This is a genomic window from Bordetella petrii (assembly GCF_017356245.1).
Taxonomy (GTDB): domain Bacteria; phylum Pseudomonadota; class Gammaproteobacteria; order Burkholderiales; family Burkholderiaceae_B; genus Bordetella_A; species Bordetella_A petrii_D.
Window position 1 is genome coordinate 738,793 of the sequence record NZ_JAFMZZ010000001.1, and the last position, 22,486, is coordinate 761,278.

At 67.6% G+C, this 22,486-nt stretch carries 22 protein-coding genes; 7 read left to right on the plus strand and 15 right to left on the minus strand.

Annotated features, from left to right (window positions below; genetic code table 11):
• Nucleotides 1-44: 44 nt before the first annotated feature.
• Nucleotides 45-785: a ribonuclease PH gene (gene rph, locus J2P76_RS03500; RefSeq protein ID WP_207404492.1), complete on the minus strand. Its 741-nt coding sequence runs from the start codon at nucleotides 783-785 to the stop codon at nucleotides 45-47.
• 146 nt (nucleotides 786-931) lie between these two features.
• Between rph and J2P76_RS03505 the strand changes: the two genes are divergently transcribed.
• On the plus strand, nucleotides 932-1,864 hold the full coding sequence (locus tag J2P76_RS03505) for a YicC/YloC family endoribonuclease (protein WP_207404493.1): 933 nt from the start codon (nucleotides 932-934) through the stop codon (nucleotides 1,862-1,864).
• A 161-nt stretch (nucleotides 1,865-2,025) separates the two neighbouring features.
• Nucleotides 2,026-3,015 (plus strand): Bug family tripartite tricarboxylate transporter substrate binding protein, encoded by a 990-nt coding sequence (locus J2P76_RS03510; protein ID WP_207404495.1) that lies wholly within the window; start codon nucleotides 2,026-2,028, stop codon nucleotides 3,013-3,015.
• Nucleotides 3,016-3,087: 72 nt separating this feature from the next.
• Here the strand turns inward: J2P76_RS03510 and J2P76_RS03515 are convergent, their stop codons facing one another.
• Both J2P76_RS03515 and J2P76_RS03520 read right to left on the minus strand, forming a co-directional pair.
• Nucleotides 3,088-3,498, minus strand: coding sequence for a hemerythrin domain-containing protein (locus J2P76_RS03515; protein WP_207404496.1), 411 nt, complete (start codon nucleotides 3,496-3,498; stop codon nucleotides 3,088-3,090).
• Nucleotides 3,499-3,520: 22 nt separating this feature from the next.
• Nucleotides 3,521-4,033: a hemerythrin domain-containing protein gene (locus tag J2P76_RS03520; RefSeq protein WP_207404498.1), complete on the minus strand. Its 513-nt coding sequence runs from the start codon at nucleotides 4,031-4,033 to the stop codon at nucleotides 3,521-3,523.
• Nucleotides 4,034-4,184: 151 nt separating this feature from the next.
• Here J2P76_RS03520 and norR point away from each other — a divergent pair, with 151 nt between their 5' ends.
• Nucleotides 4,185-5,714: a nitric oxide reductase transcriptional regulator NorR gene (gene norR / locus J2P76_RS03525; protein WP_207404499.1), complete on the plus strand. Its 1,530-nt coding sequence runs from the start codon at nucleotides 4,185-4,187 to the stop codon at nucleotides 5,712-5,714.
• On the opposite strand, the gene J2P76_RS03530 is transcribed toward norR, so the two are convergent.
• The 4 genes from J2P76_RS03530 to galU all read right to left on the minus strand — a co-directional run bounded on the left by J2P76_RS03530 (nucleotide 5,711) and on the right by galU (nucleotide 8,951).
• Nucleotides 5,711-5,902, minus strand: a complete 192-nt coding sequence (locus J2P76_RS03530; protein ID WP_207404500.1) for a hypothetical protein — start codon at nucleotides 5,900-5,902, stop codon at nucleotides 5,711-5,713. The two genes, norR and J2P76_RS03530, sit on opposite strands and share 4 nt — an antisense overlap.
• Before the next feature lie 517 nt (nucleotides 5,903-6,419).
• Nucleotides 6,420-6,902: a low affinity iron permease family protein gene (locus J2P76_RS03535; RefSeq protein ID WP_207404502.1), complete on the minus strand. Its 483-nt coding sequence runs from the start codon at nucleotides 6,900-6,902 to the stop codon at nucleotides 6,420-6,422.
• Between the two features lie 40 nt (nucleotides 6,903-6,942).
• The gene (locus tag J2P76_RS03540) at nucleotides 6,943-8,028 is read right to left on the minus strand and encodes a calcium:proton antiporter (protein WP_207404503.1); all 1,086 of its coding nucleotides are present in this window, start codon (nucleotides 8,026-8,028) and stop codon (nucleotides 6,943-6,945) included.
• A 50-nt stretch (nucleotides 8,029-8,078) separates the two neighbouring features.
• Nucleotides 8,079-8,951, minus strand: a complete 873-nt coding sequence (gene galU, locus J2P76_RS03545; RefSeq protein WP_207404504.1) for a UTP--glucose-1-phosphate uridylyltransferase GalU — start codon at nucleotides 8,949-8,951, stop codon at nucleotides 8,079-8,081.
• A 211-nt stretch (nucleotides 8,952-9,162) separates the two neighbouring features.
• Here galU and J2P76_RS03550 point away from each other — a divergent pair, with 211 nt between their 5' ends.
• Both J2P76_RS03550 and J2P76_RS03555 read left to right on the plus strand, forming a co-directional pair.
• Nucleotides 9,163-10,128, plus strand: a complete 966-nt coding sequence (locus J2P76_RS03550) for a Bug family tripartite tricarboxylate transporter substrate binding protein (protein WP_207404506.1) — start codon at nucleotides 9,163-9,165, stop codon at nucleotides 10,126-10,128.
• A gap of 28 nt (nucleotides 10,129-10,156) precedes the next feature.
• The gene (locus J2P76_RS03555; protein ID WP_207404507.1) at nucleotides 10,157-11,059 is read left to right on the plus strand and encodes an NAD(P)-dependent oxidoreductase; all 903 of its coding nucleotides are present in this window, start codon (nucleotides 10,157-10,159) and stop codon (nucleotides 11,057-11,059) included.
• 124 nt (nucleotides 11,060-11,183) lie between these two features.
• Here J2P76_RS03555 and J2P76_RS03560 read toward each other — a convergent pair whose 3' ends face one another.
• Genes J2P76_RS03560 through J2P76_RS03575 form a run of 4 tightly spaced genes read right to left on the minus strand, consistent with a single transcriptional unit; the run spans nucleotide 11,184 to nucleotide 16,184 of the window.
• Nucleotides 11,184-12,146, minus strand: a complete 963-nt coding sequence (locus tag J2P76_RS03560) for a Bug family tripartite tricarboxylate transporter substrate binding protein (protein ID WP_207404508.1) — start codon at nucleotides 12,144-12,146, stop codon at nucleotides 11,184-11,186.
• A 52-nt stretch (nucleotides 12,147-12,198) separates the two neighbouring features.
• Nucleotides 12,199-13,449 (minus strand): CaiB/BaiF CoA transferase family protein, encoded by a 1,251-nt coding sequence (locus tag J2P76_RS03565; RefSeq protein ID WP_207404510.1) that lies wholly within the window; start codon nucleotides 13,447-13,449, stop codon nucleotides 12,199-12,201.
• 18 nt (nucleotides 13,450-13,467) lie between these two features.
• The gene (locus J2P76_RS03570; protein ID WP_207404511.1) at nucleotides 13,468-14,607 is read right to left on the minus strand and encodes an FAS1-like dehydratase domain-containing protein; all 1,140 of its coding nucleotides are present in this window, start codon (nucleotides 14,605-14,607) and stop codon (nucleotides 13,468-13,470) included.
• Between the two features lie 23 nt (nucleotides 14,608-14,630).
• Complete coding sequence (locus tag J2P76_RS03575; protein ID WP_207404512.1) at nucleotides 14,631-16,184, minus strand: acyl-CoA synthetase; 1,554 nt, start codon at nucleotides 16,182-16,184, stop codon at nucleotides 14,631-14,633.
• 198 nt (nucleotides 16,185-16,382) lie between these two features.
• Here J2P76_RS03575 and J2P76_RS03580 point away from each other — a divergent pair, with 198 nt between their 5' ends.
• The gene (locus tag J2P76_RS03580; RefSeq protein WP_207404514.1) at nucleotides 16,383-17,186 is read left to right on the plus strand and encodes an IclR family transcriptional regulator; all 804 of its coding nucleotides are present in this window, start codon (nucleotides 16,383-16,385) and stop codon (nucleotides 17,184-17,186) included.
• 15 nt (nucleotides 17,187-17,201) lie between these two features.
• Here the strand turns inward: J2P76_RS03580 and J2P76_RS03585 are convergent, their stop codons facing one another.
• Nucleotides 17,202-18,143, minus strand: a complete 942-nt coding sequence (locus tag J2P76_RS03585) for a LysR family transcriptional regulator (protein WP_207404515.1) — start codon at nucleotides 18,141-18,143, stop codon at nucleotides 17,202-17,204.
• 136 nt (nucleotides 18,144-18,279) lie between these two features.
• Between J2P76_RS03585 and J2P76_RS03590 the strand changes: the two genes are divergently transcribed.
• Nucleotides 18,280-19,155 carry a hypothetical protein gene (locus tag J2P76_RS03590; RefSeq protein WP_207404517.1) on the plus strand — a complete coding sequence of 292 codons (876 nt, stop codon included), beginning with the start codon at nucleotides 18,280-18,282 and terminating at the stop codon, nucleotides 19,153-19,155.
• 10 nt (nucleotides 19,156-19,165) lie between these two features.
• Here the strand turns inward: J2P76_RS03590 and J2P76_RS03595 are convergent, their stop codons facing one another.
• From J2P76_RS03595 to J2P76_RS03605, 3 genes are all read right to left on the minus strand, one after another.
• On the minus strand, nucleotides 19,166-20,506 hold the full coding sequence (locus J2P76_RS03595; protein WP_207404518.1) for a type II toxin-antitoxin system HipA family toxin: 1,341 nt from the start codon (nucleotides 20,504-20,506) through the stop codon (nucleotides 19,166-19,168).
• Complete coding sequence (locus tag J2P76_RS03600) at nucleotides 20,503-20,802, minus strand: helix-turn-helix domain-containing protein (RefSeq protein ID WP_207404519.1); 300 nt, start codon at nucleotides 20,800-20,802, stop codon at nucleotides 20,503-20,505. The genes J2P76_RS03595 and J2P76_RS03600 overlap by 4 nt, the downstream gene beginning before the upstream one ends.
• A 106-nt stretch (nucleotides 20,803-20,908) precedes the next feature.
• The gene (locus J2P76_RS03605) at nucleotides 20,909-22,405 is read right to left on the minus strand and encodes an AMP nucleosidase (RefSeq protein WP_207404521.1); all 1,497 of its coding nucleotides are present in this window, start codon (nucleotides 22,403-22,405) and stop codon (nucleotides 20,909-20,911) included.
• Between the last annotated feature and the right edge of the window lie 81 nt (nucleotides 22,406-22,486).

Here is a 22,486-nt window from a genome sequence, read left to right on the forward strand (position 1 = left end):
TTTACCCCCGGACAGGCGCCTTGCTGCCAGGCGAGGCGCGCGGCTTACGCCAGCGCCGCGTGCTGGGCCCGCACCAGTTGGCCGATGCCCTGCTCGGCCAGGGCCAGCATGGCGTCGAGATCGGCGCGCGCAAAGGTGGCGCCCTCGCCGGTACCCTGCACTTCCACAAAAGCGCCCGAGCCCGTCATGACGACATTCACGTCCGCGTCACAGGCCGAGTCTTCCTGGTAGTCCAGGTCGAGCACCGGCCGGCCCGCCACCATGCCCACCGACACGGCGGCCACCGCGTCGCGGATGGGATTGGCGGCCAGGTCGCCGCGCCGCATCAACAGCGCCACCGCATCGGCCGCCGCCACCCAGGCGCCGGTGATGCTGGCGCAGCGGGTGCCGCCATCGGCCTGCAACACGTCGCAGTCCAGGTGCAGCGTGCGCTCGCCCAGCGCCTGCATGTCGAACACCGCGCGCAGGCTGCGGCCGATCAGGCGCTGGATCTCTTGCGTGCGCCCGCTCTGCTTGCCGCGCGCGGCCTCGCGGTCGCCGCGCGTATGGGTGGCGCGCGGCAGCATGCCGTATTCGGCGGTTACCCAGCCTTCGCCGCGTCCCTTCAGGAACGGCGGCACTTTGTCGAGCACGCTGGCGGTGCATAGCACCTGCGTGTCTCCCGCGCACACCAACACCGAGCCCTCGGCGTACCGGGTGTAGCCGCGCTGCAGGCTGAAGGGACGCAATTGATCGACGGCACGGCCGGACGGACGCGGCACGCTGTTAGCGGAAGAAGAGGACACGGGGCAGGCTCCGGACATGGACATTGCGCCGCATTGTACGTGGGGCCGCGCCACCGGACGGCGCCTAAAGTATCTTGAGGTATCCTGCTGTAAAGGGGCCCGCCTGGCGCCCCGCCCTATTTCCGGATTTTCTTCAGGACACCCCCATGATCCGCAGCATGACTGCCTTCGGCAACGCCCGCGCCGACCTCGAACAAGGCACCCTGGCGCTGGAACTGCGCAGTGTCAACAGCCGCTACCTGGACCTGTATTTCCGCCTGCCCGACGAATTGCGCCACGCCGAAACGCCGCTGCGCGAACTGCTGACCACCAGCCTGGGCCGCGGCAAGGTCGAAGTGCGGGCCTCGTACACCCGCAACGCCGGCGCCGAGCTGGCCAGGCTGGACCCCGCCTGGCTGCAGCACCTGGCCGAACAGCTGCAGGCCGCGCGCAACGTGCTGCCCGAAGTGGCGCCGCCGCGCCTGGCGGAACTCTTCAACTGGCCCGGCCAGCGCGGCACCGACGCGCTCGATCCGCAGGCCTGGGGCGCGGCATGCCTGCAGGCGGCCAAACAGGCCCTGGCACAGCTGCAGGAAGGCCGCGAACGCGAAGGCCAGCGCCTGGCCGCCACGATGCTGGAATGCGCCGACGGCGTGGCGCGCATCGTCGAAGCGGTCGAAGCCCATCTGCCCCAATTGCTGGCCGACCACCGGGAAAAGCTGGCGACCAAGCTGCGCGAATCGGTCGAGGCGGCCTTCCCCGGCGGCTTTACCCATATTTCGGGCCCCGAGCTTTCCGAGCGGCTGTCCCAGGAAGCCAACCTGTTCGCCCTGCGCATCGATGTGGCCGAAGAACTGGCCCGGCTGCGCTCGCACCTGGAAGAGCTGCGCCATCTGCTGGGCGGCGGCGGCAAGGCCAAGCCCGACGGCAAGCGCGGCGGCGGCAGCGCCGGCAAGCGCCTGGATTTCCTGTTCCAGGAAATGAACCGCGAAGCCAATACGCTGGGCTCCAAGGCCGGCAGCATGGACGTCACCCGCGCCGCCATGGACCTGAAGCTGCTGATCGAGCAGATGCGCGAGCAGGCGCAGAATATCGAATAGGGCTTCGCCTTTCCCCGGGCAAACCCGAAGGCTGGCGCCCGGCAGTTGGCGCCATAAGTTCACGCTGTGAAAAAGTCGTGCGGCCTCCTGATTCAAATCAGAGGGCTTCGGGAATAACGTTGGACTCCTGTATTTCGACTAAAACGATAAGGAGACCACGTATGTTCAACAAGTTGATCGCGTCCGCCTGCGCCGGCCTGGCCCTGGCCGCCGGCTGCGCCAGCGCAGCGCAGCCCGGCGCGCAAGGCTACCCGGACAAGCCGGTGAGGATCATCGTCGCGGCCGGCACCGCCAGCAGCCCGGACTCCATCAGCCGCCTGCTCGCGGAAAAACTGGGTGAACGGTGGCACCAGCCGGTTGTGATCGAGAACGCGCCCGGCCTGGGCGGCATCATCGGCACTGAACGCGCGTCCAGGGCAACCCCGGATGGCTATACCCTGCTGGTCAGCACCATCGGCGCCATGTCCGTGGGCGTCAGCATCATGGACCACCTGCCCTATGACCCGGTGAAAGATTTCAAGCCGGTGACCATGGTGATGGCCATGCCCAACCTGTTCGTGGTGCACCCCAGCGTGCCCGTCAAGAACCTGGGCGAGCTCCTCACGTATATCAAGCAGCATCCCGACAAACTGCGCTACGGGCACCCCGGCATCGGCACCACGCCCCACCTGTCGGCCGAACTGCTCAAGCAGATGACCAACATCGAGATGCAGGGCATTCCATACAAGACCAGTTCGCAGATGACCACGGATTTTCTGGCGGGCCAGTATGAAGTGCTGTTCCACAACGCCTCGGTGCTGCTGCCCCACATCAAGGCCGGCAAGGCGACCCTGATGGGAATCACCAGCCCCAAGCGCGTGGCGGCGCTGCCGGATGTGCCGACCGTGGCCGAGGCCGGGGGCTCGCTGAAGGGGTTCGCGGTGCATGCGTGGTGGGGCATGTACGTGCCCGCCGGCACGCCTGCCGATATCGTCAAGAAAATCAGCGCCGATGTTTCTGCGGTGTTGGCGCAACCCGATGTCACGCGCTGGGTGGAAGAATGGGGCGGCTCGGTGGGCGGCGGCTCGCCCGACGAACTGGGCGCCTACCAGGCCCAGGAAACCCAAAAATGGCACGACCTCATCGAAAAGGCGCACATCAAGGCGGACTGATCGTCCGCAAGCGCCCTGACACAGCAATGCGGGGCCTGCCGCGCGCAGGCCCCGGACGGGCCGGCATGCGCGCTACAAGGCCTCGACCCGCGGGTACAGGTCGCTGTCTTCACGCAGCATGCGCTCGCGCACTTTCCTGAGCACGATGTTGGCGTCGGCCTTGAAGCCGGCTTCGTTTTCCGCCAGCGCCTGGGCATTGCTCCAGCGATGCGCGAATGCGGCGTAGGCCTGGGCGATCGAGCCCATTTCCTGCTGGAAGCTGCGCCCTTTTTCAGCCAGCGCCGTGTCGGCGCTGCGCGCCAGCGCGGGGTACAGCATGCGGTCTTCGATGGCCAGGTGCAGCTTGATGGTGGAGCTCATGGCGATGATGCCGCGCGCGATGGCCGCCGCATTGCGCCCCACCCCCGCATTGGACAAATGCCGCAGCGCGGCGATGCCCTCCAGGATGTCGAGGTGCTGCTGCTTGAATTTATCGATGTTCATGGTGGCGGTTCCGTAAGGGGGATCAGGCGGGCCGGCCGGCCTGTGCATTGGGGAACAGCACGGTGTTTTCCAGGCGAATGTGATCGGCTAGGTCCTGGCGAAACGCAGCCAGTTGCGCGTACAGCTCGCGCCAGGTGTTGCAGGCGTCGCCCGGCAGCGCCAGCCCGCCGGTCAGCTTGCCCAGCTGCGCCAGGTCTTCGGCATGCTGGTCGTGTTCCATGCGCATCATGGCGATGGGGCCGTCGGCCAGCGCGCCCCGGCCCTGCGCGATCAGGGGAAACAGCACCTGCTCTTCCTTGCGCATGTGGCTTTCCAGCTCTTGCAGCATGGCGTGCAGGTGTTCGGCCAGGCCATGCGGGCAATCGGCATGGCCTTCATGCACCTGCTCGACCTTCATCGCCAGCCGGATCGCCTCGGGCAACTGCTGGCGATGGCGTTCGTGGTAGCGCAGCAGAATATGCTTGATCAGCTCGGACAAAGGCGCCTGCTGCCAGTCGGCAGGCGAGATCGGGGTGGGTGCTGCATGCGGACTCATGAAGATCTCCGTGAAAAGGATTGCTTCTTGTCTTAAGCGAACCGCATGCCAGGAAAATGTTCTTTCGAATCAACGGTGCTTCGTTTGATAGGGTCATATTCACCCTGCTAAAAAGGGTTAATAACACCCCTATCAGGTAGAATTCACCCTTATGGAAAACTTGCTGACGGCCGATCTGGTGGCCGATCTGCCCCCGGCGGTGCGGCTGCAGCGCCTGGTGTCGAGCCTGCGCGCGCACTTTCGCTGCGGCGCGGTGGCCCTGCTGCAACTCGAAGAAGACCACCTGCGCCCCGTCGCGGTGGACGGCCTGGTGCAAGATGCGCTGGGCCGCCGCTACGCCGTCGGCCAGCATCCGCGCCTGGCGGCCATTCTGGGGCGGCGCGGCGTTACCTGCTTTCACCACGACAGCACCCTGCCCGACCCTTATGACGGCCTGATCGACGAACGCGCCGGCCAGCCCCTGCCCGTGCACGACTGCATGGGCGCCAGCCTGCATGTCGAAGGCCAGCCCTGGGGGGTGCTGACGCTGGACGCCCTGCAGGTCGGCACCTTCGACGCCGAGGCCCGCGCCGAGCTGCAGCGCCTGACCATGCTGGTCGAGGCCGCGGTGCGCACCACCCGCCTCGAAGCCGAGATCCGTGCGCTGCGCGCGGTGCGTGGCGCGGCCGCCAGTGATGCGGTGGCGGCGGGCACGGACAGCGAAGTACTGGGACAGAGCCCGGCCATTGCCCACCTGCTGCACGAACTGCACGTCGTGGCCGATTCCGAACTGCCCGTGCTGCTGCTGGGCGAAACCGGCGTGGGCAAAGAGCTGTTCGCGCATCGCCTGCACCAGCTGTCGCGGCGCCGCGCCAAGTCGCTGGTGCATGTGAACTGCGCGGCGCTGCCCGAATCGCTGGCCGAAAGCGAGCTGTTCGGCCATGCCAAGGGCGCCTTTTCGGGCGCCATCAGTGAACGGCCGGGGCGCTTCGATGCCGCCAACCACGGCACGCTGTTCCTGGACGAAGTGGGCGAATTGCCCCTGGCGGTGCAGGCCAAGCTGTTGCGCACCTTGCAGAACGGCGAAATCCAGCGCCTGGGCGACGACCGCCCGCGCCATGTCGATGTGCGCATCATCGCTGCCACCAACCGCAACCTGCGCGACCTGGTGCGCGATGGCGCGTTCCGGGCCGATCTTTACCACCGGCTGTCGGTCTACCCTATCCCCATTCCCCCGCTGCGCGAGCGCGGTGATGACGTCCTGCTGCTGGCCGGGCGCTTCCTGGAAATCAACCGCGCCCGCCTGGGCCTGCGCAGCCTGCGGCTGTCGGGCGATGCACAGGACGCGCTGCGCCGCTATCTTTGGCCGGGCAATGTGCGCGAGCTGGAACACGTACTCAGCCGGGCGGCCATCAAGGCCGTCGGGCGCGGCGTGCGCGCCAATGAAATCGTCACCCTGGAAGCCGCCCTGCTGGATCTGGACGGCCTGCCGGCCGCGCCCGGGCCGGCGGCGCGCCCCGAGGCGCCTCTGCCCGCTTTGGCCCCGCTGCGGGCAACCGTCGAGGCCAGCCAGCGCGAAGCCATCCGCGCGGCGCTGGCCGCGCACGGCGGCCATTGGACACGCGCGGCGCAGGCCCTGGAACTCGATCCCAGCAATCTGCACAAACTGGCGCGGCGGCTGGGGTTGAAGACCAGGCTCTAGGCCAGGACGATGCTGTCGGGCGAAGCCGGATTGGGCCCCTGGGGCGTGCCCGGCACCTGGCCCGGATCGCGGGGCGGCCGGTCAGGATCGGGCGTGGGGGTTTCCGGCTCGGGATGGCCCGGCCAGGCCGGATCATTAGGCGGCGCCCCGGGCGGGCCGTCCGGTTGACGATGATTCGATGCAGACATGGCGTGCTCCATTGCGGCAGGGCCCGTGGGCCAGCAAGCCGCGTGCCGGGCTGCCGGCGTCAGCGGCCGTAGCCGTGCTTGTGTCCGCCCGAGCCGGCGCGTCCTGGCGGCACCTGCGTCTGCGGGGCGGCATCGGGCCGGCCCGGTTCGACGGTGCCCTGCCCGCGCGGCATGGGTTGCGGGGCAGGCTGTTGTGCCGAAGGCCGGGCCCGCCCGTCATCCCGGGATGGATGCGGCGCGCGTGGGCCCGGACTGGCGCTGGGCCGGTCGGGATTCGAATCCGTCTGGCCGCGCGTCGTGGAAGCGCCGTCCGGCGTACGGGCGCTGTCCGGCGCGGCCCGGGACCCCGGCTCGGCCGCCGCAGGGCCTGGCGACGCGGCAGTCTGGGCCAGCAACAGGCCAGGCGCGGCGAACAGGCAGATCGCCAAGGCAGCGCGGCGGGCATGGGCAGATTGCGGACGGAACATGGCGGCCTCCTTGCGGCAATGCCCATCGTGCAGCAATTGCCATACCGCGCTTATTCCGAAGACGCCCGCTTGCGCGCCGCCGTGGCCAGGCGCCGGTATTTCTCGGCGATTTCATTGAGTTCGTCTTCTTCCAGATCTTCGATATCCACCAGCTTGTCGCTGGCGCCTTTCAGGGCCATGAGCAGTTCGTCCAGTTTTACATGCAGCGCGCGGCTGTCCTTGTTCTGGTTCTGCTGGATCAGGAACACCATCAGGAAGGTGATGATGGTGGTGCCGGTATTGACCACCAGTTGCCACACCTCGGAAAATCCGGCCCACGGGCCGGCCACGGCCCACAGCACAATGATCAGCACCGCGCAGCCAAAGGCGATGGGCGAGCCCGTCGCGCGGGCCACCGAGCTGGCGAAATGGTCGAACAGGCGGGCCACGGACGATCCGTGGCGCGGTCCGGCGCCTTCACGGGCCGCGCGGCGCCCGGTCTGATGCTCCGCGCGCGAATGACCGGGTTCGCCGGTATCGGTTTTGTGGCTCATGGCATGCTCCTGGGATGGCGGGGGCACCGCCGCCGGGCCGCTACAGGCCCAGTATGGACAGCATCACGAAAGTGGCGAACAGGGCGAAGTGGGTCATGCCCTCGATGGCGTTGGTCTGGCCGTCGTTCAGGTTGATCGCCGTCACGATCAGCGTGACCAGCACCATCATGGTCTGTATGGGCGTCATCGCCATCTCGAACGGCTGGCCGGTATAAAGCGCCAGGGCTTCCATCAGCGGCACCGTCAGGATGACGGTGGACAGCGAGGCGCCCAGCGCGATATTCACCACCGACTGCATGCGATTGGCCAGCGCCGCGCGCAGGGCGGTCAGTATTTCGGGGCTGGCGGAAATCAGCGCCACCACAATGGCCGGCAGCGCCGGGGGCACCTGCACATGCTCCAGCGACACGCTCAGGCTCTTGGCCATGACTTCGGACAAGGCTCCGATGATGACCACGCCGGCAACCAGCAGGCCTATCGACAGCAGCGTGGAAGGCCCGCGCGCCGGCTGCGCCGCCGGGCGCCGCCGCTTGTCGGGATAGCTGTAGCTGAAAAAATAACTGTGCGGCCCGGTCTGCATGCGCAGGAACACGGTGTACAGCATGATCATGATGACTATCGTGAAGCCCGAATAGAAGTGCCAATGCTCGCGGTCGACGAACTCGGGCACGATCATGGAAATCGCCATGGCGGTCAGGATCATGACGGTGTACACGCGCCCCGAATCGTCGTTGTAGGATTGCTCGCCGTGCTTCAGGCCGCCCATCAGGGCCGCCAGCCCCAGGATGCCGTTGATGTCGAGCATGACGGCCGCGTAGATCGTGTCGCGCACCAGCGTGGGCGACGTGTCGTGCGACATCACGATGCCCAGCACCACCACTTCGACCAGCACCGCGGACAGGGTCAGCACCATGGTGCCGTAGGGGTCGCCCAGCCGATGCGCCAATTGCTCGGCGTGGAAAGCCACCCGCTGCGACGCGCAGATGATGGCGGCGACCAGCAGCACCGTGGCCACGACGGCCGTCGTGGCGCCATTGCCGGTAAGGCGGGCGCCGGCGGCATGGGCCGCCGCGAGCGCCGCGATGGCCAGCAGCAACAGTTTTTCCTGCCTGAGCAGTGCTTGCATGCGGTTTTCCCGGAATCGTACGGCAGCTTACTCCCGGCGCCGCCCCGGCCTCAATCATCGCCGGCCAGCACCGCATCTTCTTCGTGGGAAATGCCCAGCCCATGATACTTGCGCCCCAAGTCCATGGTGGCCTGGAAGAATCCCGCCTTGCCGCCGCAGTCGTAGCGCACGCCGTCGTACTGATAGGCGTGCACCGGGCGCTCGCGCAGCAGCTGGGCAATGCCGTCGGTCAACTGGATCTCGCCCCCCACTCCGGCCTGGGTGGCGCGCAGCAGCTCGAATATCCGGGGCTCGAGAATGTAGCGGCCGACCACCGCCAGCGTGGTCGGCGCATCCGCCGGCAACGGTTTTTCGACGATGCCCTGCAGCCGGACAGTGCGCGCGTCGACGCGGCGCCCCGAAATGATGCCGTACTGGTCGGTCTGGCCGCGCGGCACATTCTGGATGGCCAGCACGCCGCTGTCGTGGCGGTATGCCGTGTCGATAAGCTGCCCGATGGCCGGTACATCCGCATCGATCAGGTCGTCGGCCAGCAGCACGGCAAAGGGCTCGTCGCCCACCAGGGGGGCCGCGCACAGCACGGCATGGCCCAGGCCCAGCGGCGCCGACTGGCGGGTGTACAGGCAGGCCACGTGCGGCGGGATGACGTTGCGCACCGCCTCCAGCAAAGCCGTCTTGTGCTTGGCCTGCAGGCCGGCTTCCAGTTCGGGCATGCTGTCGAAGTGGTCTTCGATGGCGCGCTTGTGGCGCCCTGTGACAAAGATCAGCTCCGTAATCCCCGCCTCGACGGCCTCTTCGACCGCGTACTGGATGAGCGGCTTGTCGACGATCGGCAGCATTTCTTTCGGCATGGCCTTGGTGGCGGGCAGGAAGCGGGTGCCCTGGCCCGCGACGGGAAAGACGGCTTTGCGGATCGGCTTCATGGCGTTCTCGGCAGTGGTGGCGCCACCGCATAGCAAACGCCGTGCCCGCCTGTTATGCCCAAAACGGCGAGGCTGGTATGTCTCCGCCGTAGAGGCTTGTTGCAGTGCTCATGGCTAGTATCGGAACCACCCGCCCGGCGCCGCCGCAGCGCAAGGCGGGAGGATGAAGATACGGGCCACGCCCGCGCGCCTAGAACCAAGGAGACAAGACATGTTGCGATTTTTTGCCGGCTGCATGGCCGCCTTGCTGCTGTCCGGGCAGGCTGCCGCGCAGGAATTTCCCACCAAGCCCATCACCATCATCGTCGGGGTGGCGCCCGGCGGCACGCTGGACACGCTGGCGCGGCTGATCGGCAATTCGTTGTCCAAGACCCTGAAGCAGCCGGTGGTAGTGGAAAACACCACCGGCGCCGGCGGCCTGATCGGCATGCAGCGCCTGTTGAAGTCCGAACCCGACGGCTATACGCTGATGTTCAGCAACCTGTCGATGGCCATCATTCCCCTGCTGCATCCGGATGCCGGCGTGGACCCGGTGCGCGATCTGGCCACGGTGGGCACGGTGGCCACCGTGCCGATGGTGCTGTCGGTCAGCAACAAAAGCGGCATCAAGACCCTGCCGGAACTGCTGGCGCGCATGAAGTCCCCACCGAAACTGAATTTCGGCTCGGGCGGCCCGGGCACCACGGCCCACCTGGCCGAAGGCATGTTCCTGCATCTTTCCGGAACGCAGGGCGAACTGATCCAGTACCGCGGCTCGGGCCCCGCGCTGGCCGACCTGATGGCCGGCGTGATCGATGGCGTCATCGACCAGACCGTCACCATGATGCCGCTGCACAAAGACGGCCGCATCCGCGCGCTGGCGGTGTCGACCCCGAAGCGCCTGCCGCAGATGCCGGACGTGCCGACCTTCGCCGAAGGCGGACTGCCGGCGTTCGACCTGGCCATCTGGAACGGCGTGGTGGCGCCCAAGGGCACGCCGCGCCCGGTCATCGACAAACTGGCCCAGGCCCTGTCGGCCGTGATCGACAGCCCCGAATTCAAGGGCCGCCTGGAACAGCTGGCCGCCCAGGCGCCTAGCCCGGCCGAACGCGGGCCGGACCCATTTGCCAGGCTGCTGGCCCAGGACACCAAACGGGTGGCCGACCTGGCCCAGCAGATCGGCCTGCAACCGCGCTAGGCCGCCTCTTCAACCCAAAGGAACAGTCATGTCAGAAGACACTTACGGATTCATCGGCCTGGGCAACATGGGAGGGCCGATGGCCGGCCGCCTGCTCGATGCCGGCTATGCCCTGGCTGTCTACGACAGCAACCAGGACGCCGTGGCGCGCCTGCGCGAGCGCGGCGCCCGCGCATGCGGCAGCCTGCGTGAAGTGGCCGACACCGCCGCCACCGTGTTCCTGAGCTTGCCCACGCCGGAGATCGTGCAGCAGGTGGCCATCGGCGCCGAAGGCCTGATCGGCGGCGCGCAGGTCAGGCGCGTGGTCGACCTGTCCACCATCGGGCCGCGCGTGGCCGCGCTGGTGGCCAAGGAACTGGACGCGCGCGGCATCCAGTATGTGGACGCCCCGGTCAGCGGCGGCGTGGGCGGCGCCGTGCGCGGCACGCTGGCCGTGATGGCCGCCTGCCCGCGCGGCCACTACGATGCCCTGGAATCCACGCTGAAGCACTTCGGCCCGGTGTTCTACCTAGGTGACAAGGCAGGCATGGGCCAGACCATGAAACTGGCCAACAACCTGCTGTCGGCCGCGGCGGTGGCGGTCACGTCCGAAGCAATGGCAATGGGCGTGAAGGCGGGCCTGGACCCGGCGGTGATGCTGGATGTCATCAACGCCGGCTCGGGCCGCAATTCGGCCACCCAGGATAAGTTCCCCAAGGCCGTGCTGCCAGGCACTTTCGACATCGGCTTCGCCGCGCGGCTGGCTTACAAGGACGTGCGGCTGTGCGTGGACGAGGCCGAGGCCATCGGCGTGCCCATGATCGTGGGCGCGGCCGTGCGCGAAATGCTGGTGCTGACCACGGCGCTGTGCGGCGAGCAGGCCGATTTCACCCACATTGCCAAGGTGGTCGAAACCTGGGGCGGCGTGCCGATCCGCAAGCGCGGCGATTGACCGTTCTGCCTGTGCACTGCCCAGGTGTCAGGCTCCGCCAGGTGCCTGACACCGCACGACCGAGATGGCCGTGGCATACAGCGCTGTCAGGCACCCTGCGGGAGCCTGACACCTGGCACAGCCGCTATCCGGCCCGGATGCCTGCCTTCTTGATGATGGGCTGCCATTTGCGGCGCTCGGCGCGGGCGAAGTCGGCCAGGTCCTGGGCGCTGCCGCCGGCGGGCTCATAGCCCATCTGCAGCAGGTGTTTTCGCGTGGCGGGCTGGCTGAGGATCTGGTTGATGGCCTGGTTCAGGCGCGCCACGATTTCCGGCGGCGTGCCCTTGGGGGCGTACAGCGCGTTCCAGGCAATGACCTCGAATCCGTCCACGCCCTGCGACGCAATCGTGGGCGCGCCCGGCAGCAGCTCGGTGGGCTTGCGGCTGGTCACGCCCAGCACCTTGACCTTGCCGCCCGCGACTTGCGGGCGTGCGGCCGCCACGGTGTCGATGGTCAGCGGAATCTGTTTGCCGATCACGTCGGTCATGGCGGTGGAAGAGCCCTTGTACGGCACGCCGAACAGCGGCGCGCCGGTCTGCTCTTTCAGCAATTCCAGCACCAGCCGCGCCGTGGTGCTGGGCATGCCGACATCCGCGGCGCCTTTCTTGGCGCGCGCGGCGGCCAGCACATCGGGCACTGACTTGAACGCCGAATCGCCGCCCGCCAGCAAGGCCATGGGAAACGTCGCCACCAGCGCGATGGGTTCGAAATCCCGTTCGGCATCGTAGGTCATGGTGGGATACAGGAACTGATTCAGCGCATGGGTGGCATTGGTGCCCATGGTCAGCGTGTAGCCGTCGGGCGCGGCGCGCGCGGCGATGTCGGTGCCGATGTTGCCGCCGGCCCCGCCGCGGTTTTCAACGTAGAAGGTCTGCCCCAGTACTTTGCTGAGCTGTTCGGCAAAATAGCGCGACGCGACGTCGGTGCCCTGCCCCGCCGTATAGGCAACCACGATTTTCACGGGTTTGTCGGGATACGCCTGCTGCGCCGAAGCCGGCGCGGCGGCGGCTGCAAGAACGCAAGCCGCCAGCATGGTGGAACGCAACATGATGATGTCTCCTGAATTATCGGTATGAGAACAACAGGGACTGCTGACGGAGTCAGGTATTTGCGGAACCTGGCTCCTGGGTAATGCCGTTGCCTGCGGGCGCCGGGTCCTGGCCGGATGCTGCCGCCTGCCGCAGCACCGCGTCGCGGTGCTGGTCGAAGCCGGGCGGCGCGGCGCCCGCCTGGCCCGGCGTGACCGAGAGCTTTACCGGCAGGCCGATGCCCTGGTAGGCGCCGTGCGCCACATGCATGTGCCGATGCCGGGCATGGGCATGGGCGAATGCCTGCGGCACCGTATTGACCGGGCCGGCCGCCACGCCCGCCGCCATCAGGTCGCGGCACAGGTCGTCGCGCCGGCATCCCTGCAGCGCAGCCTCGATTTCGGCGCGCAGGGCGGCCGCGTTGCGCAGGCGCAGCGCATTCGACTGGAAGCGCGGATCCTGCGCCAGGCCGGGACGCGCGACCCGCTCGCAGAACTTGCGGAACTGCCCGTCGTTCAATATGCCCAGGAAGATGGGCCCGTCTCCGGCATCGAACTGGTCGTAGGGCGCGATGTTGGGATGCGCGTTGCCGGTCAGCCCCGGCGCCTGCCCCGAGCAGAACCAGTTGGCGGCGTGCGGCACCAGCAGGCTCAGCGCGGTGTCGAACAGCGTGGCCTCCACGCGCTGCCCCGCGCCGCTGTGCTGGCGCGCCAGCAAGGCCATCAAGATGCCCGAGAACGCCACATAGCCGGTCAGGTGATCGACGATAGGCACGCCGATGCGCGTGGGCCCCGATCCGGTGCTGCCGTTCACGCTCATCAGCCCGCACATGGCCTGCAGCACGGCGTCGTAGCCCGGCAGGCCGCCCAGCGGCCCGTCGCCGCCAAAGCCGGTAATGCTGCAGTACACCAGCCCGGGGTAGCGCGGCGCCAGGTCGCGCTCAAAATCCAGCTGCCATTTCTGCATGGTGCCGGGCAGGAAATTCTCGACCAGCACATCCGCGTCGCGCAGCAGGCCGTGCAGCACCTGCCGGTCATCCGGCTGCGCCAGGTTCAGGCCGATGGAACGCTTGCCGCGATTCAGCGCGCCAAAGTAGGCCGCGTCGCCGGACGCCTCGAAAGGCGGCCCCAGCCGCCGGGTCTCGTCGCCGAACGGCGGCTCGACCTTGACGATGTCGGCGCCATGGTCGGCCAGCATCTGTGTGCACAGAGGGCCGGCCAGCACACGCGACAGATCCACTACGCGTATGCCGGCCAGCGCCCCGGCACCCGGGCGCCGCGCCGGCGCATCGCCGGGCAGCTCGGGGGTCCGGGTTTGGGTCATGATGTCTCCTTGGTGGCGCTACTTCCTGCTGGGTAGTTCAACGACGCCGGATCCCACTACCGACAGTTCATCGTGCTGGTTGCGGGCTTCCTGCTCGACGCGCACCAGGTGCCGGCCGTCTTCGACGTACTTGCCCACCACCCTGCCCTTGATGAACAGCATGTCGCCCTCGGGGTTGTGGCGGCGGATCTTGCACTGGGCCTGGCGCAGGAAGCCGTCGTCGCCCATCCAGTTGGTCAGGTGGTGAGTCAGCCACGACGAGCGCTCGGGGCCGTAGTCGTACGCGCCCGGCGCGCCCACTTCGTGCGCGAAGTCTTCTTCCCAGTGCACGCGCTCGGGCACGTCGGGAATGCCGAAGCGGTTGGTGATGCCCACGCCGGGGTGCGCATCGATCAGCTTCCAGGCCAGCTTGTTGGCGCGGATATACAGGCCGCCCCACCCCTGCGCATAGGCGATGAAGCCGGTCACCGTCATCGGCCCCTTGAACATCACGGGCAGCGCCTCGCCCTCGGCCACGTCTTCCCAGTAGCGGGTCTGCGCGCCGCGCACCGGTTCGTCCCGGTACAGCTTATAGGCTTCCTGGATTTCTTCGGCGCTGTAGCGGCGCGGCGCGCGGGCGCGCACTTCGCTGTACTTGGTGCCCTGTTCGCGCGCATGGTCGCGTTCGGTGCGGAAGCACCAGCTGTCGGCCTCGGCCACCCGGTCGCCTTCCTGGTTGTAGAAGTCCACGTGGTAGATCTGCTGGACGGCGCGGCCCGCGAAGCGCGTTTCGTGTTCGACCAGGTCTTTCAGGTAGGCCTCGGTGCGGATTTCGTCGTTGCGCCGCACCGGCCTGTGCCAGGTCCAGTCCGACCCGGACCACATCGCGTGCACGCCAGGCAGCCCGCCCACGTAGCCCGAAACAATGCGGCTGGTGGCGAACAGGAAACTGGGCAGCGCCACGATGCCGCCATGGCGGGTGCGCGCCGCGTAATCGGGATCGCACCACAGCGGGTTGTCGTCGCCGATGCCGTGCGCGTAGTGGCGGATGTTGTCGCGCGTGGCTTCGTGGCACCACGGCTCGGCGGTATTCTCGATTTTGTGGCCAATGCGTTCACGCAGGGCATCGAGGCCTTGTTGCGTGATCTTGGGAAACGTTCTTTCGCCAGTGGCGGACATATTGGAATCTCCTTGGGGGTTGATCAAGCGGCAGCGGCGCGCTGTTCCTGGTCGCGCAGCGCCTTGCGATGGACTTTGCCGGCGGGGGTCTTCGGCAATTCGTCGACAAACACGACATGGCGCGGGTATTCGTGCTGGCTGAGCCGGCTGCGCACCAGGTCCTGGATTTCCTTGATGAAGGGCTCTCCGCCCGGCCGCCCGGCCACCACGAAGGCCTTGACGACCTGGCCGCGCAGCGCGTCGGGCACGCCGATCGCGGCCGCTTCGCGCACGTCCGGGTGTTTCAGGATGGCGTCCTCGATCTCGACGGCGCTCATGGTCCAGCCCGCCGAGATGATCACGTCGTCGGCGCGGCCGGCGTGGTAGAAATAGCCTTCGTCGTCGACGCGCCCCAGGTCTTTGGTGGCCACCCAGGCGCCGCCGCGCCATACCTTCAACTCGCCCGTGACGCCCGGCGCGCATGGCTGGCCCGCCGCATCCTGCACCTGCACCACGCCGCCCGGCACCGGCTTGCCCAGCGAGCCCGGCTTGACGCAGAAATCGTCGGCGCCGGGGTAATTGACCAAAATCACGCCGATTTCCGTCGTGCCGTACATGCTGCAGACCGGCCGGCCGAACGCTTGGCGCACGAACGCCTCGGTCTCGCTGTCCATGGGTTCGCCCGTGAACGACACCTTCTGCAGGCAATAGCGGTAGCGCGCCACCGCGCCCGAGTTGCGCATCATCCGGAAATGCGTGGCAGCGGCGGAAATGCTGTTGAAGCGGCCGTCCTGCAGGGCTTTCAACAGGCGCTCGGCGTTGAATTTGCCGCTGTAGGCGCCGATGGTGATGCCCAGCGCCAGGGGCGCCAGCGTGCCGTGCCACAGGCCATGGCCCCAGGCCGGCGACGACGGGCAGAAAAAGCGGTCGCCGGGCCGCAGGCCGGTGCCGTACAGCCCCGCCAGCATCAGGGTCACCAGGGCGCGATGGGTGTGCTTGACGGCCGCGGGCAGTTCGCGCGTGGTGCCCGACGTGTACTGGAAAATCGCCTCGTCGTCGGCCCGGGTAGCGCTGGCGTAGGTATCCGGGTAGGCCTGCAGCAAGGTATCGAAGCCGGCGTCGGCCACCAGCACCTCGGTGTCGCCCAGTTCGCGGCACATCCCGGCTTTTTCGGTGTTGGTGACCAGCAGGCGCGGCGTGCAGTCGCGCACCCGCAGGCGCACGCCGTCGGGGCCGAACAGCGTGAACAGGGGCACGGCGATGGCGCCGGCCTTCAGCGCGCCGAACATTGCCGCATAGAACGCCGGCGAGGGCTCCAGCATGATGGCCACCCGGTCGCCTTTCTGCACCCCGCGCGCCGCCAGCCAATGGGCGAACCGGCTGGACTGGCGCGCCAGCTGGCGGAAGCTGATCGAGGTTTCGCCGCCATCGGCCTGCGCCACGATGATCGCCGTGCGGTCGCCGGCGGCGTGCCGGTCGACGCATTCATGGGCGATATTGAATGCCTCGCGCGATCCGTCGAACAGGTTCCACAGCTGTTGCGGCGTATACCCGGCCTGAGCCGCGGCGTAGGAAGTCGTGTCGGTAAGCTTGGACATAGTCTGCCAAATTAATTGCGGAATAGGTTTTATGTTTGTACTAATACAATTTTTAGATGCATGGCGCCGACCTCGTCGATCGGCATCCGGCGTGTTGACGGGCAATGGAGCCATTGTTGGAAGCCTGCCTATTTTTTGTCAAATAACACTTTTATTTGTACTGGTACAATCAAAACAGATCCATTCCAAGGAACCCCCATGTCCGCCATTCCGCCCCTTTCTGCCGCCCCGCCCCCGGCCAAGACCCCGCGCCTGCGGCCGGTGCCCGCGGTGTCGCGCGCCGTGGCCATTCTGCGCCTGCTGGGGCGGTCGCCCAATCCCATGGGGGTAAAGGCCATTGCCGAATCGCTGGGCCTGGTCACCAGCACCTGCCTGCACATCGTGCGCGTGCTGGTCGACGAAGGCCTGCTCAAGGTCGATGAAAGCACCAAGCGCTATTCGCTAGGCAGCGGCCTGCTGTCGCTGGCGCGCAATGCCCTGCAGACCAACACCTTTCCGTCGCTGGCGCAGCCGGTGCTGGACCGCATCGCCGCGCAATGGAACGTGACCGCCATCGCCGCCGAAGTCATCGACCTGGACCACATGGTGGTGGTGGCGCTGTCCAAGGCGCATGCGCCGTTCAGGCTGCATGTCGACGTGGGCAGCCGCTTTCCGGGTTTGATCAGCGCCACGGGCCGGCTGATGGCGGCTTTCTCGCGCACGCCCTGGTCGCGCATCGAACAGCGCTTCGGCATGCTGCGCTGGGAATCCCCGCCCAGCTTCGCCGACTGGCGCGCCGAAGTCGAGCTGGCGCGGGTGCAGCGCTACAGCGTCGATGCCGGCAACTACATCGACGGGGTCACGCTGGTGGCCGCGCCGGTATTCGACGCCCAGGGCAAGCTCAGCCATTCGCTGACGGCCGCGGGCATGTCCAGCCACCTGGACGACGAACGCGCCCAGGCGCTGGCCCTGGACGTGCTGCGCGAAGCCGATGCGCTCAGCCGCATGTCGCTGCCCGCCTGAACTGCCCGCCGCGCCTTACGAAAACACCGACGGGTCGGGCGCCCACCGGCCCTGCTCGACCAGATCCTGGATCTGGCGCCGCAGCAGCGTGCTCAGCGCCCGCACGGCATGCGTCGAAGGACGCTGCGTCGATGTGGCGATCACCAGCGTGCGGGTAATGGTGGGCTGCACAATCCGCCAGATCCGCATGCGCCGCTGGGCGATCTGCTCGGCCACGCAGGAATACGACAGCACGGCATAGCCCAGCCCGCTTTCGACCAGGCGCAGCATCGAGTGCATGGCGTCGATTTCCATTTCCACGTTCGGCGCCAGGCCGATGCTGTCCAGCGATTCATCCACCAGTACGCGTATGCCGTGCGGCCGGCTGGGCAGGATCATGGGAATGCGGCTCAGGCGGGCCGCGGGCACCGGGCCGCGGCCTACGCCGGCCGGGTCGCCGGCGGGCCCCAGCAGGAACAGTTCGTCGGTCAGCAGGGCTTCGGTGGGCAAGGCCGGAATGCTGAGGCGCGGCGCGTCGTACAGCACCGAAATATCGGTGCGCCCGGCGGCCAGCCATTCCAGCACGTGGCCGCTGTAGCCTTCCATGAATTTCAGCGACATGCCCGGGTATGCGCCGCGGAACGCTTCGATCAGCGACACCGACAGCACTGTCGATATCGAGGCCGGCATGCCCACCACCACGGGCCCGCTGGGCGCTCCGCCGATTGCCTTGACGGCCGCGGCGGCGCTGCGCGCTGTCTCGACCAGGCCGCGCGCGTATTGCTCCAGCAACGCCCCCGCCTCGGTCAGGGTAACGCCGCGGCCGGTGCGATGGAACAGCGCCACGCCAAGCTCGTCTTCCAGCGCCCGGATCTGGCGGCTGAGAATGGGCTGGCTGATGGACAGCCGCATGGCCGCGCGCGAATACGCCCCCGACTCGGCGATGCCGATGAACAATTCCAGCTGCCGCAGTTCCATGATGCGCCCCGGTCTTGGAAAGCCGTCATCTTAGAGTAGCGGCGCCAGCCTGCGCCGCGCCCGATGCATTACGATCACGGCTGCACGCTGCTGCGCGCGGCTCTGGCCGTACCGCGCGATATTCCGGGATTTGCCCATGACTCCGTTCGACGTGCTGATGGCCGGGTATTACCTGGCCATCGACCCGCTGCTGATACGCCTGCGCAAACAGCCGCGCCTGCGGGCCTGGCCGGCCGGCCCGCAACTGCCGGCCCGGCAGCTGGCCATGCACGCGGCGCAGGCGCACGGCCCCGGCGCCGGCCAGGCGCTGCGGCGCTTTACGCGCATCGCACGGCGCTACGACATGCGCGCCCCCGGCGAAACCGCGGCGGCCGCCGGCCGCCGCGCCACGCCCATGATGCTGGACCTGGCGCAATGCGCGGATGGCGCGGGCTTCGACGCCCTGCTGCGGCGGCATTCCCGCCGCACCCTGCCGAAAATCCGCCAGGCGCAGCGGCTGGGCTATTGCGTCGAACGCTTTGCATTGCCCATGCACGTGCACGACGTGCATGCAGTGAAAACCTCGATGGCGCTGCGCAGCGGCGGGCCGGTGCTGGCGCGCTGGCTGCTCAAGCCGCGCCACATCGGCACGCCGGCCTGCGCCCCCGTCGCATGGCAGGCCCCCGGCTGCGCCACCCACTGGACCACCTGGTGGGGCGTGTTCCTGCCCGAACCCGGTCACTGCAACGGCACGCTGCAGACTGATCGCCGCCTGGTCGCCTACGTGAAGCTCACGCGTTGCGGCGACCTGGTGCATTACCTGGACCTGATGGGCCACAAAGACCATCTGGCCCATGGCGTGATGCCGTTGATGCACGATGCCATCGTGCGCTGGCTGCTCGATGCCGCCGAACCTTGCGCGGCCGGCGTGCAGGCCGTGTGGTACGGCGCGCTGGAACATGGCGGCCCGGGCCTGCTGACCTGGAAAAAGCGCGCCGGATTCGAGCCGGTGCGCGTGATTCTGCAAGCCTGAACCGGCGGGCTCAGCGCAGCGATTTCACCATCGGGTGAGCGTGCAGGTGCGTCAGCAGGTTCTGCTGCTGGCGCGCGGTAAGGGCCGATGCGGCGATCAGGGCCGGCCATTGCGCATGCGCGGCCTTGACGCAATCGCCCACCACCCTGGCCGCGGGTTTTTCGGGAATGCCCAGGCCGGCGCAGAATGCCCGCAGCATGGCCGGCGACAACCCGGGCTTGGCACCGGCGTCCTGCCCCTTGCGGCGGCGCGGCTGCATGGCCGGCGGCACGATATGCAGGGCATGGCCCTGGCAGGCCTGGTAGGCCGCATAGCCCACGATGTCGTAGGCGGGCGCCAGGCGCGGCGTCCTGCCGTCGGGATACACCAGGCCCATGTTCTTCAGGTGCATGTCCGGGTTGCCCAGCATTTCGTTGACCACCATGCGGCGCAGCAGTTCGTGCACGGCGGGTTCGCCCAGCGACTCGAACGCCAGCAGCGCCGCGGCGACATCCAGGTAAGTGGCGGCGCGGTATTTTTCTTCCGGCATGGCGCCCAGTATCTGCGCGAAATCTTCGCAGTGGATGCGCCGGCCCGGCTCGCGGTCGTAGCGCACCACCGCCAGGAAGCGGGTGCGCGCATCGGCATCGCCCAGGTCGTAGCCGTGTTCGGCCGACAGTTTTTCCAGCGGTTCCAGGTAGGCCTGGCAGATCTCGACGCCGGCGGCGCGCGCCAGCTGCAGCGACAGGTCTTCGAGTTCGGGCAGCAGCGGCTGGCCCACCACCGGCAGCTTGGCGATGATGTGGGTGTCGTGGTCGCGCGTGCGCCCCACGTACCGCTCGCCCTGCTTGATGACGCCCAGCTTGGGCTGCACGCCCGACAGCGACACGCCCTGCTCCATCGGGTCGGCGGTAACCGTCATCTCGAGCGCATCCTGGTCTTGCGTGACGTAGTGCGCCAGCGCATCGCGCGACAGCTCCACGGGGCGGGCATAGACATTGCCCGGCAGGTCGGCCCCGCAGGCCGCCAGCATTTCGAAATGGTCTTTGGGATCGCAGCCGCGAATGCGCGCCACGTGGTCGCGGAACACGCCTTCGGGCAGCAGGTTCTGGAAGAAAGCCGGCAGCAGCCAGCCGTTTTGCGGCGAATGGCGGCCATTGAGCGGCTCGCTGCGCACGTCGGCCCAGAAAGCCGCCTGGTCGGCGGGCGACTCGGCAAGATAGGCCGCCGATACCACGGGCGCATCGGCCTGGCGCGCGAAGGCGTCGTCGGCCACGAACCGGGTAACGACCTCGGCTCCGGGCATGCTGTAGCGGAACAGCACGCCGACGCGCCGGGCGCCGATGAATACGGCCAGGGCCTGCACGTTCATTCTGATGCTCCGCCGGCCTGGCGGCGCGCCACGCCGATGCGCGTGGGCACCTTGGGCTTGACGGTGGCCCCGGCATCGACCGCCGCGGCGGCGCCCTTGGGCACCAGGATCATTTCCAGGCCCAGGCGGTCGGCCAGCGCCAACAAGGTGCTGACCTTGAAATCCTGTTCGCCGCTGAGCACATTGGTGAGCGTGCGCTGCGCGATGCCGGCCGCATCGCGCAGGCCGGCCTGGGTCAGGCCCTGCTGGCGCAGGCGGCTGCGCAGGGCATCAGCGATGGCAGGCAAGGTTTTCATGGCAATAAAGTAGTCTTTACGAATCAATTACCACTATAGTGCCAGAATTTTTTGCCAGAAGCTAGGCATTAAAGTAGTAATTATTTAAAAAACACTACTTTAATGCCTATTGAAAAGCGGTTTCCATGAAAGTGCGCAATTTGCGCGAATGGAGCCGTTCGGGCGGCATGTCGCGCAGGCGCTCCAGGGCCCGGATGCCGATCTCCAGGTGCTGGTTGACCTGGTCGCGATAAAAGGCGCTGGCCATGCCGGGCAGTTTCAGTTCGCCATGCAGGGGCTTGTCGGACACGCACAGCAGGGTGCCGTACGGCACGCGGAACCGGAACCCGTTGGCGGCAATAGTGGCCGACTCCATGTCGAGCGCAATGGCGCGCGACTGGGTAAAACGCTGCACCAGTTCGTTGTGGTCGCGCAATTCCCAGTTGCGGTTGTCGATGCTGGCCACCGTGCCGGTGCGCATGATGCGCTTCAGTTCCCAGCCGGACAGCCCGGCGACCTCTTCCACTGCCTGCTCCAGCGCCACCTGCACCTCGGCCAGCGGCGGCACGGGCACCCAGGTGGGCAGGTCGTCGTCCAGTACATGGTCTTCGCGCACGTAGCCATGCGCCAGCACGTAGTCGCCCAGGCGTTGCGAGTCGCGCAGGCCGGCGCAATGGCCCAGCATCAGCCAGGCGTGGGGGCGCAGCACGGCGATATGGTCGGTGATGGTCTTGGCGTTGGACGGCCCCACGCCGATATTCACCAGCGTGATGCCCGAATGGTTCGGCCGCACCAGGTGGTAGGCCGGCATCTGCGGCAGGCGCACGCCCCCGGCCGGCGCGGGCGGCGGCGCATTGTCGCCGCGACGGGTGACACGGTTGCCGGGTTCGACCAGCGCGTCGTAGTCGCCGCTGCCGCTGGCCATCAGGGCGCGGGCCCGCGCGCAGAATTCGTCGACATAGAACTGGTAGTTGGTAAACAGCACGAAATTCTGGAAATACGCGGGCGCCGTGGCCGTGTAGTGCTGCAGGCGATGCAGCGAATAATCGACCCGCGGCGCCGTGAACGGCGCCAGGGGGCGCGGCTCGCCCTCGCGGCCGCGCCACGAGCCATTGACGATGGCATCGTCGGTTACCGCCAGGTCGGGCACGTCGAACAGATCGCGCAGCGGCCGGCGCATGCTTTCCAGGCGCTCGCCCTCGACATAGGCGCCTTCGGGAAAGGCGAAATGCAGCGGAATGGGCGAATCGGACTCTCCCACTTCGACCGCCACGCCATGGTTCTGCAGCAGCAGGCCGATCTGCTCCAGGTAGTAGTCGCGGAACAGCGTGGGCTGGGTGACAGTGGTCTGGTAGATGCCCGGCTCGGCCACGTGGCCGAACGACAGGCGGGTATCGATGGGATCGTAGGTGTCGACGGCAATGCGGATGGCCGGATAGCAGGCCCGCACCGGCCCGGGCAGATCGCGCCCGTTGACCACGTCCTGGAAGGCGGCGCGGATATACGCGGTATTGCGCCCGTAGATCCCGGTCAGCCGGTCGACGGCGGCCTGGGCCTGGTCGAACCGCTCGAAGCCCAGAGGGTCGGGGCTATGGATGGAAGCGGTTAAAAAGTCAACTGTCATATTGCGGTTCCGGTAAGGCGAGGTGCCGGCGGCAGCTTGCTTCCGATTATGCCGCAACGGCATGACGCCTCGAGCGCGCCG

Excerpts from the sequence above, each read along its gene's own strand:
- J2P76_RS03505 (WP_207404493.1), top strand. The coding sequence starts at position 932 with ATGATCCGCAGCATGACTGCCTTCGGCAACGCCCGCGCCGACCTCGAA.
- J2P76_RS03510 (WP_207404495.1), top strand. The coding sequence starts at position 2,026 with ATGTTCAACAAGTTGATCGCGTCCGCCTGCGCCGGCCTGGCCCTGGCC.
- J2P76_RS03515 (WP_207404496.1), bottom strand. The coding sequence starts at position 3,498 with ATGAACATCGATAAATTCAAGCAGCAGCACCTCGACATCCTGGAGGGC.
- J2P76_RS03520 (WP_207404498.1), bottom strand. The coding sequence starts at position 4,033 with ATGAGTCCGCATGCAGCACCCACCCCGATCTCGCCTGCCGACTGGCAG.
- norR (WP_207404499.1), top strand. The coding sequence starts at position 4,185 with ATGGAAAACTTGCTGACGGCCGATCTGGTGGCCGATCTGCCCCCGGCG.
- J2P76_RS03530 (WP_207404500.1), bottom strand. The coding sequence starts at position 5,902 with ATGTCTGCATCGAATCATCGTCAACCGGACGGCCCGCCCGGGGCGCCG.
- J2P76_RS03535 (WP_207404502.1), bottom strand. The coding sequence starts at position 6,902 with ATGAGCCACAAAACCGATACCGGCGAACCCGGTCATTCGCGCGCGGAG.
- J2P76_RS03540 (WP_207404503.1), bottom strand. The coding sequence starts at position 8,028 with ATGCAAGCACTGCTCAGGCAGGAAAAACTGTTGCTGCTGGCCATCGCG.
- galU (WP_207404504.1), bottom strand. The coding sequence starts at position 8,951 with ATGAAGCCGATCCGCAAAGCCGTCTTTCCCGTCGCGGGCCAGGGCACC.
- J2P76_RS03550 (WP_207404506.1), top strand. The coding sequence starts at position 9,163 with ATGTTGCGATTTTTTGCCGGCTGCATGGCCGCCTTGCTGCTGTCCGGG.
- J2P76_RS03555 (WP_207404507.1), top strand. The coding sequence starts at position 10,157 with ATGTCAGAAGACACTTACGGATTCATCGGCCTGGGCAACATGGGAGGG.
- J2P76_RS03560 (WP_207404508.1), bottom strand. The coding sequence starts at position 12,146 with ATGTTGCGTTCCACCATGCTGGCGGCTTGCGTTCTTGCAGCCGCCGCC.
- J2P76_RS03565 (WP_207404510.1), bottom strand. The coding sequence starts at position 13,449 with ATGACCCAAACCCGGACCCCCGAGCTGCCCGGCGATGCGCCGGCGCGG.
- J2P76_RS03570 (WP_207404511.1), bottom strand. The coding sequence starts at position 14,607 with ATGTCCGCCACTGGCGAAAGAACGTTTCCCAAGATCACGCAACAAGGC.
- J2P76_RS03575 (WP_207404512.1), bottom strand. The coding sequence starts at position 16,184 with ATGTCCAAGCTTACCGACACGACTTCCTACGCCGCGGCTCAGGCCGGG.
- J2P76_RS03580 (WP_207404514.1), top strand. The coding sequence starts at position 16,383 with ATGTCCGCCATTCCGCCCCTTTCTGCCGCCCCGCCCCCGGCCAAGACC.
- J2P76_RS03585 (WP_207404515.1), bottom strand. The coding sequence starts at position 18,143 with ATGGAACTGCGGCAGCTGGAATTGTTCATCGGCATCGCCGAGTCGGGG.
- J2P76_RS03590 (WP_207404517.1), top strand. The coding sequence starts at position 18,280 with ATGACTCCGTTCGACGTGCTGATGGCCGGGTATTACCTGGCCATCGAC.
- J2P76_RS03595 (WP_207404518.1), bottom strand. The coding sequence starts at position 20,506 with ATGAACGTGCAGGCCCTGGCCGTATTCATCGGCGCCCGGCGCGTCGGC.
- J2P76_RS03600 (WP_207404519.1), bottom strand. The coding sequence starts at position 20,802 with ATGAAAACCTTGCCTGCCATCGCTGATGCCCTGCGCAGCCGCCTGCGC.
- J2P76_RS03605 (WP_207404521.1), bottom strand. The coding sequence starts at position 22,405 with ATGACAGTTGACTTTTTAACCGCTTCCATCCATAGCCCCGACCCTCTG.